This window comes from Clostridium weizhouense (genome assembly GCF_019431045.1).
In the GTDB taxonomy this organism is placed as follows: Bacteria; Bacillota; Clostridia; order Clostridiales; family Clostridiaceae; genus Clostridium; species Clostridium weizhouense.
The window spans coordinates 41,218-53,749 of record NZ_JAHXPT010000001.1 but is presented as its reverse complement, the minus strand read 5'-3'; the positions used below and the strand labels follow the sequence as shown (position 1 = coordinate 53,749).

The following is a 12,532-nucleotide window of genomic DNA, read 5'->3' as shown; positions in this document are numbered from 1 at the left end:
ACTTGTATAAACTTACTGCAGGAAGAAATAATCTTAAACATAGGAATAATGGAAGTAAATTGGGTTCAGAAATTAATATGAGTTTAATTGGACTTATAATTTTTATAATGATATTTTTTATTAGAGTTGGAGGTGTATTAAAAAACAATACTGAAAGAGGCGGATTTGCATATGTTCAATTATTAAATTTAGGAATTCCTATAGTTGAAACGCAAGTTTATAAAGAAGAAAATTATGCGGAAAATAAATTATCAATAAAGAATATTTGTTTAAAAGCGGTTGGTTTAGAAAATTTAACTTATGAGAGTATAATAGAAAGTGAAGTTGGCTTTTTTAACAAAGCAGGTAATGCAAATAAGGGAAATTTAGTAACTTTTAATCAATTCAATTTGAATGAAGATAGTGTATCTAAAGTATCAGCAAATACATCATCTTCAAATACTAAAATTTATAATCCAAGTTTAAAAAAACAATTAAATGCATCAAAGCCTGAAATATTAATATATCATACTCATACAACTGAAAATTATTCAGAATCTTCAACTGGTGATACAACTGATGAAAATGCTAATGTTGTTGGTGTAGGTGATACTTTAGCAAAAGAACTTGAAGAAAATTATGGGATTTCAGTTATACATGATAAGACTAATCATTGTGTTTCTTATAATGATAGTTATACTAGATCAAGTGAAACAGTTGATAAATATTTAAAAAAATATGGAAATTTTAAAATGATAATAGATTTACACAGGGACTCTGTTAATAATAAAGACGCCATGACTACTCAAGTAGAGAGAATGAATGCAGCTAAAATTATGTTTGTAAATGCTAAAAATAGTACTAAATATCAAAAAAATAAACAATTGACAGAAATGATTTTTAACAAGACAAATGAATTGTTTCCAGGTTTATCAAGAAAAATATTGACTTATAATAGAGGTAAAAATGCATTTAATCAAAGCAAATGTGATGGAAGTGTACTTTTTGAAATGGGATCTAATGTTAATTCTATTGAAGAAGCAAAAGTTACAGCAAGGTGTATGGCTAGAGTTATAGCAGAAATTTTAAATAAATAAAGATTAGTTATTAATGAATATTTATTTTTAAACTTGACAATTATTTAGATAAGGTGAATGCCTAAAGTAAAATCTAAGAGGTGATCTTGTTGAGAAAAATAAATAGACATTATATAATAAGAAAAATCTTACCAGCTTGTTTATTAGTCATTTTTGTAATGACGGGGTTAATAAAAATAAATATAATAAATACTAAATCTTTATCCCCACTCGGAAATACTAGTGAAAATTATCAATTAGTTAGTGAAGAATTTGGAGAAGATTTTTCTAATTTTATTAAAGATAATTCGTGGATGAAAATATATAAAGAACAAGGTGATGATATACTAGTTAGGATGGGAAATAAGGATTTTAAGATTACTAATAAATCTATTTTTACTAAAGCAATAAAAGGATTAGGTAATAAAATAGAAAGTGGTTTTAATGGTGCAAAAGAAACTATATATGATTTTAGTAATAAATTGAAAAATTCAAAAGAAGAGTATTAGTTTAATTTCAAACTACAAGATGAAATGTGATTATTAAGTTTATTATTAAGGATTAGATAAATTTTGATAGCAAATTTAAATATATATATGTTATAATTTAGGCACTTGAAAAAATAGAAATCCAATATATAAAAGGCATTGGTTTTATTTGATTTCAAATGCCTTAGGCACAATCAAAAAATAACAAGTTCATTTGCTATTTTATTTTTCATCATGCTGCCTTTTCAAATTGACCTAATAGGAATACTATGAGGACAATGCATCTTTTTGTTTGATGAAAAATATTCATTGCAACTTTGGAATTGTTATTTAATCTCATGTGCCTTACTTATTAATTACAATGGGGGTGAATAAACTGTCTTAAGAGGACAGTTATATATATGAGTGAAAGACAACAACATATTAGAAATTTTTCAATAGTAGCACATATCGATCATGGTAAGTCAACGCTTGCAGATAGATTACTTGAAACAACAGGAACATTAACTAAAAGAGAGATGGAAGAACAAATTTTAGATAACATGGAAATTGAAAGAGAAAGAGGAATAACAATAAAATCTCAAGCCGCTAGATTAGTATATAGAAGACCAAATGGTGAAGAATTTATATTAAATCTTATTGATACTCCAGGACATGTAGATTTTACATATGAAGTATCAAGGAGTTTAGCAGCATGCGAAGGTGCGTTATTAGTAGTTGATGCAACACAAGGTATTCAAGCACAAACATTAGCGAATTGTTATTTAGCATTAGATAATGATTTAGAGATTGCACCAGTTATAAATAAAATAGATTTGCCATCAGCAAGACCGGAAGAAGTAAAGCAAGAAATAGAAGATGTTATTGGTATAGATGCAGAAGAAGCGCCTATGATTTCAGCAAAAACAGGACTTAATATAGAACAAGTTTTAGAACAAATTGTTGAACAATTACCATCTCCAAATGGAGATGAAGAGGCCCCATTAAAAGCATTAATTTTTGATTCTTATTATGATAGTTATAAAGGCGTTGTATGTATAGTTAGGGTACTTGATGGCAAAGTTAAGCCTGGTGATAAAATAAAACTTATGGCAACCAATAAAGTTTATGATGTCACTGAAGTAGGGGTATTTATCCCAAGTCCATTGCAAATACCAGAATTAAGAGCAGGAGATGTTGGATACATAACAGCATCAATTAAGAATGTTAGAGATGCAAGAGTTGGTGATACAATAACAGAAGCTAATAGACCAACAGAAAAAGCATTGCCAGGATATAAACCTGCTATACCTATGGTTTATTCAGGAATATATCCAGTAGATGGTGCAAAATACGATGAATTAAAAGAAGCATTAGAAAAATTGCAAATAAATGATGCTGCCTTAAACTTTGAGCCTGAAACATCAATTGCACTAGGCTTTGGTTTTAGATGTGGGTTCTTAGGATTATTACATATGGAAATAATTCAAGAAAGAGTAGAAAGAGAATTTAATTTAGATATTATTACAACAGCACCATCCGTTATATATAAAGTAATTAAAACTGATGGAGAAATATTAGATATTACAAATCCTACAAATCTTCCACCAATGACAGAAATAGATTATATGGAAGAGCCTATTGTAAAGGCATCTATTATTACGCCTACAGACTATGTTGGAGCTGTTATGGAATTATGTCAAGAACGTAGAGGAACATATATTGATATGCAATATATAGAAGAAACTAGAGCAGTTATAAATTATGACATTCCATTAAATGAAATAGTATATGATTTCTTTGATACTTTAAAATCAAGAACTAGAGGATATGCTTCTTTAGATTATGAATTTAAGGGATATACTAGAACTAAGTTAGTTAAGCTTGATATATTATTAAATGGAGATATTGTTGATGCATTGTCAATGATAGTTCCTGATGAAAGAGCATATCAAAAAGGAAGAGGAATAGCGGAAAAATTGAAAGAAATAATTCCTAGACAAATGTTTGAAGTGCCAATTCAAGCAGCTATTGGAGGTAAAATTATAGCAAGAGAAACTGTAAAAGCTATGAGAAAAGATGTATTAGCTAAATGTTATGGTGGAGATATTTCAAGAAAGAAGAAGTTACTTGAAAAGCAAAAAGAAGGAAAGAAGAGAATGAGGCAAGTAGGTTCTGTTGAAGTACCTCAAGAAGCATTTATGGCTGTATTAAAGGTTGATTAAAATAATAAATATAAAAACTATTATGGTGTTTAAATAAAAATATTTAGAAACTTAAGATTTTAGACGATTTGTTTAATAATATAAAAATAAAAAGGCTTGACTTATGGTCGGCCTTTTTATTTATCAAGTAATTAAAAACAGAGAACGAATTTTATTTCTAGGAGGGCAAAATGAAAGAGATATCGTTATATATTCATATTCCATTTTGTAAACAAAAATGTTTGTATTGTGATTTTCCTTCATACACAGGAAAAGAAAAGCTTATTAGTGCATATATTAAGGCTTTAAAGAAAGAAATTATTGAAAAAGCAAAAAAATATTTAATAAAAAGTATATTTATTGGAGGAGGTACACCTTCATATTTAGCTGTTGAAGAGTTAAAAAGTTTGTTGGAGACAATTAATAAATTAAATTTAAAACAGAACTTAGAATTTACTATGGAGTGTAATCCAGGAACTCTAGACGAAAAAAAATTAAAAATTATGAAACTATATAATGTAAATAGAATAAGCATGGGACTACAATCTACAAATAATTCTATATTAAAAAATATAGGAAGAATACATAGTTTTGAAGAATTTAAAAACAATTATTTATTGGCAAGAGAAGAGGGCTTTAAAAATATAAATATAGATTTGATGTTTGGACTTCCAAATCAACAAATAGATGATTGGAAAGACACATTAAAAGAAATAATAAAACTTAAACCAGAACATATTTCAGCATATAGTTTAATAGTCGAAGAGGGGACATGTTTTTATAAGTTATATAATAGTAATAAACTCAATTTACCGACAGAAGATGAAGAGAGAGAAATGTATTCTTATACAAAAAAAATTTTATCTAGTAATGGCTATAATCAATATGAAATTTCTAATTTTTCTATAGATAATAAAGAATGTTTTCATAATAAAGTTTATTGGAAAATGGAGGAATATTTAGGATTAGGAGTTTCAGCTAGCTCTTTTATAGATGAAAAACGTATTAAAAATTTAGATGATATAGAAACTTATATATTAAATATAGAAAATAATATAAGTATAGAGGAAGAAATTCATTTAAATGATATAAATGATGATATAGAGGAATTTGTATTTCTGGGTCTTAGAATGACAACTGGAATAGAAGAAGAAGAATTTAAGAGAAGATTTAATCAGGATATAAATAATATTTATGGAGATGTTATTTATAAAAATATCAAACAAGGATTATTAGTTCGAGATAAGGGAAGAATATATTTAACTTCTTATGGAATAGAAGTTTCTAATTGGGTAATGAGTGAATTCATATTATAAAACATAATAAGCACACTAAAAAAATAATAGAGGATTAGTAGTATTTATTTTGAGGCGGCAAATTTAGCTAGTAGCTCACTATTAATTGAACTTACTTCATTGCCGGAGTTAGAATATTCAAAACTTCTTAGAAAATCATTTTATCTAATATGCTTAAAGATAGAAAAAGGAAGTAAAAATGAGAAAAATAAAGATAAATAGGCTAAAATGATAATAGAGCATCTGAAATAAAATATATTAAATATAAATAGAATTGACAAAAAACGTGATAAATAATATATTTAAAACATAGTCATTAGCACTCGTGAATAGTGAGTGCTAACAAAAAAGAGGTGAGATTATGACTATTGATGATAGAAAAATAAAAATACTTCAAGCTATTATCAATGATTATATTCGTACTGGAGATCCTGTTGGCTCTAGAACTATTGCCAAAAAGTATAATTTAGGAGTTGGTTCTGCAACAATTAGAAATGAAATGGCTGATCTTGAAGATATGGGATACTTAGAACAACCACATGCTTCAGCAGGGAGGATACCATCTAGTAAAGGATATAGATTATATGTTGATAAACTAATGGTAGATCAGTTTTTAACACCTGAGGAAGATATGAGGATAAAACAATATATTATTGATTCTGCAATGTTAGAGGTTGATAAAATAGTTAGACAGACTAGTGCTTTATTATCAGAGCTAACTAATTTAACTTGTGTTATGCAAACACCGTCAGTTAAAAGAAGTATCATTAAGTCAGTTCAACTATTAAAAATAGATAATAATACTCTAGTATCAGTAATTTTAACAGATACAGGAGTTATAAAGAATCATATGCTTAGAATTAAGAATGTTCCAGCTATTGAAGAATTAAATAAAATAAATGCTGTTATTAATGGAAGACTTATTAATCTTTCGATAGAAAAAATTAATCTTGAAGTTATTAATCAATTAAAAGAAGATTTATATGGCTATGATGATGTGTTCAATGCACTCTTACCTGCTTTATATGAAACATTAAATGAATCAGATTCATCGGAAGTAATTATGGAAGGAACAACTAATATTTTTAACTATCCAGAATACAACGATATTGAAAAAGCTAAAGAAATGCTTGCTCTCTTAAATGATAAAGAGGCATTAATAGATTTATTTAAAACAAGTGATGATATTACAATTAGAATAGGTGAAGAAAATTATAAGCCACAAGCTAAAGAATGTAGTGTAATATCAGCTGAGTATTCTCTAGGGGATAGGCCTATTGGTACAATTGGATTAATTGGACCAAGAAGAATCAATTATTCAAGAGTGATAGTAATAATGGCTGAAATTGTAAAAGAGTTAAATAATATTTTGAAAAATCAACACTTATAGATTTAGAAGATAGAGAGAAGGGGTGTATTTACAATAATGACATACAATGATGAAAATTTAGAAAAAAATTTAGATATTAATGAATCAGTTGAAGATCTAAAAGAAGAAAATATTGAATCTAATGAAGAAGAGATAGAAATAACAGAGGATAATAAAGAAAATCAAACTTCAGAGCAAGATTCAAACAATGAAGAGGATGAGCTTGAAATGCTAAAAAAACACAAAGAAGAAAATAAAAAATTAAAAGAGGAATTAGAAGCATTAAATGATAGATTATTAAGAGTTACTGCTGAGTATGACAATTATAGAAAGAGAACATCAAAGGAAAAGCAAGGAATATATGGAGATGCATGTGTAGATGTATTAAAAGAAATAGTTCCTGTTCTTGATAATCTTGAAAGAGCTATTGAAGCAGATGGTAGCGTTGAAGATCTAAAAAAAGGTGTAGAAATGACTATGAAAGCTTGTAAAGATTCTTTTGAAAAATTAGGTGTTGAAGAAATAGATGCATCATCAGACTTTGATCCAAATCTTCATCAAGCAGTAATGCATATTGAAGATGAAAATTTAGGGGAAAATCAAATAGCTGAAGTTTTCTTAAAAGGATATAAAAAAGAAGATAAAGTTATTAGATATACAGTAGTTAAGGTAGCTAATTAATAATAGCCAATAAGTAGGCTAGTTAAAATATATAAATTACAAAAATAAATTTAGAAATAAACTAAACCAAATTTAGGAGGAATATATTATGGGAAAAATTATAGGTATTGATTTAGGTACTACTAATTCATGTGTTGCAGTTATGGAAGGTGGAGAACCAGTTGTTATAACAAATTCAGAAGGAGCAAGAACTACTCCATCAGTAGTTTCATTCCAAGCTAATGGTGAAAGATTAGTGGGTCAAGTAGCTAAAAGACAAGCGATTACTAATCCAGATAAAACTATCATATCAATAAAAAGACATATGGGAACATCATATAAAGTTGATATAGATGCTAAAAACTATTCACCACAAGAAATTTCAGCTATGATACTTCAAAAAATAAAATCAGATGCTGAAGCTTATTTAGGAGAACCAGTAACTCAAGCAGTTATAACAGTTCCAGCATATTTTAATGATAGTGAAAGACAAGCAACAAAAGATGCTGGTAAAATAGCAGGTCTTGAAGTATTAAGAATAATAAATGAACCAACAGCTGCAGCTTTAGCTTATGGTTTAGATAAAATGGATTCTAACCACAAAATTTTAGTTTATGATTTAGGTGGTGGTACTTTCGATGTATCTATCCTTGAACTTGGAGATGGAGTATTTGAAGTATTATCTACTAATGGAGATACAAAGCTTGGTGGAGATGACTTTGACCAAAAAATAATGGATTATATAGCTGATACATTTAAAGCAGAAAATGGCGTTGATTTAAGAAATGATAAAATGGCACTTCAAAGATTAAAAGAAGCAGCTGAAAAAGCAAAAATTGAATTATCATCATCAACACAAACAAATATTAACTTACCATTCATTACTGCTGACGCAACAGGTCCAAAGCATATTGACTTAAACTTAACAAGAGCTAAGTTCAATGAAATTACTAGTGACTTAGTTCAAAGATCAATAGAACCAATGAAAAAAGCATTAAGTGATGCTGGAGTATCTATAAATGACATTGAAAAGATAATATTAGTTGGTGGATCAACAAGAATACCAGCAGTTGTAGATGCTGTTAAAAACTTTACTGGAAAAGATCCTTCAAAAGGTGTAAATCCAGATGAATGTGTTGCTGTTGGTGCAGCTGTTCAAGCAGGTGTATTAACAGGAGAAGTTAAGGATGTATTATTACTAGATGTTACTCCATTAACTTTAGGAATTGAAACAGCAGGTGGAATTGCAACACCATTAATAGAAAGAAATACAACTATTCCAACAAAGAAAAGTCAAATATTCTCTACAGCAGCAGATGGTCAAACATCAGTTGAAATTAATGTAGTTCAAGGTGAAAGACAAATGGCTGCAGATAATAAATCACTAGGAAGATTTACACTTTCAGGAATAGCACCAGCTCCAAGAGGAATTCCTCAAATTGAAGTTACATTCGATATAGATGCTAATGGTATAGTTAAAGTATCAGCAATGGATAAAGGAACTGGAAAAGAAGCTAATATAACAATTACTGCTTCAACAAATTTAAATGATGAAGAAATAGATAAGGCAGTAAAAGAAGCAGAAAAATTTGCAGAAGAAGATAAGAAGAGAAAAGAAAAAGTTGAGACTGCAAATAATGCTGATCAAATAGTATATCAAACTGAAAAAACTTTAAATGAACTTGGAGATAAAGTATCAGCTGAAGATAAAGCTAAGGTAACTGAAAAATTAGAAGCTCTTAAAGCTATAAAAGATGGTGAAGATGTAGAAGCTATCAAAAAAGCTATAGAAGAATTAACTCAAGAATTCTATGCAGTATCTTCTAAGGTTTATGCCGCAGCAGGTGGAGATCCATCACAAGCGGGTGGTTTTGATCCAAATGCAGCAGCTGGAGGAGCTCAACAAACTGCACATGATGATAATGTAGTAGATGCAGATTTTAAAGTTGATGAAGATAAATAGTATACTAAATTCTAATTATCTAATATAATAACTGAGAGTCTAAATATAAACAGGGTTCTTATTACTAACTTATTGAGTGAGTTTTAGTAACTCTGATTACAGTTAAAAAATAGGGAAGGCAATGCTCGTCTTCCCTTTTTATGGATTTTTAATAAAACTAGGTGGTGAACAATAACAAATGGCAAATAAAGACTATTATGAAGTGCTTGGACTTCAAAAAGGTGCGAGTGATGATGAAATTAAAAGAGCTTTTAGAAAATTAGCTATAAAATATCACCCTGATAAAAATAAGGGAAACAAAGAGGCAGAAGATAAATTTAAAGAAATAAATGAGGCATATCAAGTCCTTTCAGATCCTGAAAAGAAATCTAACTATGATCAATTTGGAACAGCTGATTTTAATGGTGGTGGATTCGGCGGTGGTGGATTCGGCGGATTTGATATGGGCGGTTTTGGTGATATATTCGAAACATTCTTCGGTGGCGGTGGAAGTTCAAGGAGAAGAAATGGGCCGGTTAGAGGTAATGATATTGAATATACCTTAACATTAACTTTTGAGGAAGCTGTTTTTGGTGTTGAAAAAGAAATTTCTATTACTAGAAGTGAAAATTGTGAACATTGTCATGGCTCAGGAGCTGAAGAGGGAACATCTCCAAAAACTTGTCCTACATGTGGAGGATCAGGTCAAGTGAGAGTTCAAAGACAAACACCTCTTGGAAGTTTTGTTTCAACTTCAACTTGTGATAGATGTAATGGTAATGGAACAATTGTGGAAAAACCATGTACCCATTGTAGAGGTAAGGGACATATAAGAAAGAGTAGAAAAATAAAAGTCAATGTTCCGGCAGGAGTAGATACAGGAAATGTAATGCCATTAAGAGGACAAGGAGAACATGGATTAAGAGGGGGAAGTCCTGGAGATTTATATGTCAGAATTAATGTTACTCCATCAAAGGTATTTACAAGAAAAGGCAACGATATTTATATAGAGACGCATATTTCTATGTCTAAAGCTGCACTTGGAACAGAGATTACTGTTAATACAGTAGAAGGAAATGTTAAGTATACTATACCAGAAGGAACTCAGTCAGGTACATTATTTAGATTAAAAGGTAAAGGTATAGCTAGAGTTAATTCTACTGGTAAAGGGGATCAATATGTAAAAGTTATTGTTGATATTCCTAAGGGATTAACGCAAAAACAAAAAGAAGCATTATATGCATTCATGGAAGCAAGCGGTGAAGAGATTGATGCCAATACTCACCATACTAAAAAATCACTTTTTGGAAGAAAAAAATAAATGAAATAAAGAAACTAATTCAAAAAAATTATATTTTGAATTAGTTTTTTTATATATTTAAATATACATTCTAAATGCTTAAGTATAAAGGTTAAAAAATATTATAGCTTATGAAGTAATTTAGAAAAATATTATTGAAAGAAATAGATGAATTTTAAAATTTAGTGAATAAGTAAAAAAAATAAGCATAAATTATTATTGAGGTTTACTTTTTAAAAGAAGCCATCATATAAAAGCTATTTGTTTTGTGTAATATTTATACACAAGATGGATAGCTTTTTTATTATATTAGAAAATTATCTTATAAATAACATGTAGATGATTTATAGAATATATTGTTTCAGAGGTATGAGAGGCACCACATAAAGAATAAAAAAAGAAATAATATGTTTTACTTATATAAATTATAGAATATACAGTTTTTATAAAGACTTTTTTTATTTCTTATTTTATTATTATAGAATTGCAATATAATTTTATACATGTATAATTATTATGAATGATAGAAGATGGAGTGAATAAACATGAGAATGAGAAAAAAACCATGGGCAAGACCTGAACTTGAAAGTTGTGATTTTTTTGTTATAAACCCAAAAGAATACAAATGTAGATGGAAAGAATTTTTTGATAATGATAAACCTATATATGTTGAACTAGGATGTGGAAAAGGCACATTTATGGCCGTACATGGTTCAGAAAATGATGATATTAATTATATTGCAATTGATATAAAAGATGAAGTATTAGGATTAGCTAAGAGAAATATAGAAAAAGCATATAAAGAAAAAAGTAAAAAATTAGATAATGTTAAATTAATGGCACAAGAAATAGGGCTTATTAATGAGATGCTTGGAGAAGAAGATACAATAAGTAGAATATACATAAATTTTTGCAATCCTTGGCCTAAAGAAAAACATAAAAAAAGAAGATTAACACATACAAGACAATTAAATCAGTATAGAAACTTTCTAAAAGATCAAGGTGAAATTTGGTTTAAAACAGATGATGATGAATTGTTTGAAGAATCGCTTGAATATTTTAAAGAAAGTAAGTTTAGAATTGAATATATAACTTATGACCTTCATCAAAGCGGATTTGAAGGAAATGTAGAAACAGAACATGAAAAGATGTTTACTGAACAAGGAATAAAAACTAAATTTTTAATAGCTATAAAAGAGTAATATATTATACTCAGTTAAAACATATTAGAAGTTTTTGAGATAACCATTTTAAGAGTATTTGATAACGGAAGGATGATAGAACGTGAACGGAGTATGGACTGAAATTAGAGTAATAACAAATAGTGAGGCATTAGAACCTATATCAGGGATTTTTTATGGATTGAATTGTCAAGGGGTAGCAGTAGAAGACCCGAATGATTTATTAACAAGAGAACAAGGTCCTTTAACTTGGGACTTTGCAGATATAAATGTATTAGAACATAAAGGTGAATTTGCAGTAGTTAAGGGATATTTCTCAGAAGAAGATAATATTGAAGAAATAGTTTCTATTACAAAGGAAAAATTAAAAGAAATTAGTGATATGGGAATTGATATAGGTAAAGGTATTGTAGAATATGAAAGTATCAAAGAAGAAGACTGGGCAAATAACTGGAAGAAGTATTATAAACCAGCTAATATAACTGATAAAATAGTTGTAAAACCTATGTGGGAAGAATATGTTCCAAAGGATGGAGAAATGGTAATTGAATTAGATCCAGGAATGGCATTTGGAACTGGTACACATGAAACTACTAGAATGTGTGTTAAAGCTTTAGAAAAGTATGTAAAACCTAATACAACTGTTTTTGATGTTGGATGTGGTTCTGGAATATTAGCAATAGCTGCTGCTAAGCTTGGTGCAAAGATGGCTTTTGGAGTTGATTTAGATCCAGTTGCAGTTGAGTCAGCCAAAGAAAATATAGGATTAAATGATTTAGATAATATTGAGATTTTAGAAGGAAATCTTTTAGATGTAATTGATGGAAAGGCAGATATTGTTGTTGCTAATATAATAGCTGAAATTATTTGTATATTAACTGAAGATGTTAAAAAAGCCTTGGATTCAAATGGATTATTTATTACATCAGGTATAATTCATGATAGAGTTGAAATGGTTACTAATAAACTTAATGAATGTGGATTTGAAGTTTTAGAAATAAATAAAGAAGGGGAATGGAACTGTATAGTTGCAAAATTAAAATAAAGTATTATAGAATA

At 28.6% G+C, this 12,532-nt stretch carries 10 protein-coding genes; all 10 read left to right on the top strand.

The genetic code is table 11. The features are described from left to right. Positions 1-2: 2 nt before the first annotated feature. Complete coding sequence (locus KYD98_RS00280; protein ID WP_219777588.1) at positions 3-1,076, top strand: stage II sporulation protein P; 1,074 nt, start codon at positions 3-5, stop codon at positions 1,074-1,076. A gap of 89 nt (positions 1,077-1,165) precedes the next feature. Further along, entirely contained in the window at positions 1,166-1,564 is a 399-nt protein-coding gene (locus tag KYD98_RS00275; RefSeq protein WP_219777587.1) for a sporulation-related protein NgaS, read from the top strand. Between the two features lie 380 nt (positions 1,565-1,944). Next, complete coding sequence (gene lepA, locus KYD98_RS00270) at positions 1,945-3,747, top strand: translation elongation factor 4 (RefSeq protein WP_219777586.1); 1,803 nt, start codon at positions 1,945-1,947, stop codon at positions 3,745-3,747. Positions 3,748-3,917: 170 nt separating this feature from the next. After that, complete coding sequence (gene hemW / locus KYD98_RS00265; RefSeq protein ID WP_219777585.1) at positions 3,918-5,042, top strand: radical SAM family heme chaperone HemW; 1,125 nt, start codon at positions 3,918-3,920, stop codon at positions 5,040-5,042. A gap of 340 nt (positions 5,043-5,382) precedes the next feature. Continuing rightward, positions 5,383-6,411 (top strand): heat-inducible transcriptional repressor HrcA, encoded by a 1,029-nt coding sequence (gene hrcA / locus KYD98_RS00260; RefSeq protein ID WP_219777584.1) that lies wholly within the window; start codon positions 5,383-5,385, stop codon positions 6,409-6,411. Positions 6,412-6,447: 36 nt separating this feature from the next. After that, complete coding sequence (gene grpE / locus KYD98_RS00255; protein ID WP_219777583.1) at positions 6,448-7,071, top strand: nucleotide exchange factor GrpE; 624 nt, start codon at positions 6,448-6,450, stop codon at positions 7,069-7,071. Between the two features lie 88 nt (positions 7,072-7,159). After that, positions 7,160-9,013 carry a molecular chaperone DnaK gene (dnaK, locus tag KYD98_RS00250; RefSeq protein ID WP_219777582.1) on the top strand — a complete coding sequence of 618 codons (1,854 nt, stop codon included), beginning with the start codon at positions 7,160-7,162 and terminating at the stop codon, positions 9,011-9,013. Between the two features lie 178 nt (positions 9,014-9,191). Further along, positions 9,192-10,313, top strand: coding sequence for a molecular chaperone DnaJ (gene dnaJ, locus KYD98_RS00245; RefSeq protein ID WP_219777581.1), 1,122 nt, complete (start codon positions 9,192-9,194; stop codon positions 10,311-10,313). Positions 10,314-10,837: 524 nt separating this feature from the next. Then, positions 10,838-11,494 carry a tRNA (guanosine(46)-N7)-methyltransferase TrmB gene (gene trmB / locus KYD98_RS00240; protein WP_219777580.1) on the top strand — a complete coding sequence of 219 codons (657 nt, stop codon included), beginning with the start codon at positions 10,838-10,840 and terminating at the stop codon, positions 11,492-11,494. An 82-nt stretch (positions 11,495-11,576) separates the two neighbouring features. Beyond that, a complete protein-coding gene (gene prmA / locus KYD98_RS00235; protein WP_219777579.1) occupies positions 11,577-12,518 on the top strand; it encodes a 50S ribosomal protein L11 methyltransferase in 942 nt (313 codons plus the stop codon). Positions 12,519-12,532: the final 14 nt, after the last annotated feature.

Coding starts and splice junctions, on each gene's coding strand:
- trmB (WP_219777580.1), top strand. CDS start 10,838: ATGAGAATGAGAAAAAAACCATGGGCAAGACCTGAACTTGAAAGTTGT.
- dnaJ (WP_219777581.1), top strand. CDS start 9,192: ATGGCAAATAAAGACTATTATGAAGTGCTTGGACTTCAAAAAGGTGCG.
- lepA (WP_219777586.1), top strand. CDS start 1,945: ATGAGTGAAAGACAACAACATATTAGAAATTTTTCAATAGTAGCACAT.
- hemW (WP_219777585.1), top strand. CDS start 3,918: ATGAAAGAGATATCGTTATATATTCATATTCCATTTTGTAAACAAAAA.
- dnaK (WP_219777582.1), top strand. CDS start 7,160: ATGGGAAAAATTATAGGTATTGATTTAGGTACTACTAATTCATGTGTT.
- hrcA (WP_219777584.1), top strand. CDS start 5,383: ATGACTATTGATGATAGAAAAATAAAAATACTTCAAGCTATTATCAAT.
- grpE (WP_219777583.1), top strand. CDS start 6,448: ATGACATACAATGATGAAAATTTAGAAAAAAATTTAGATATTAATGAA.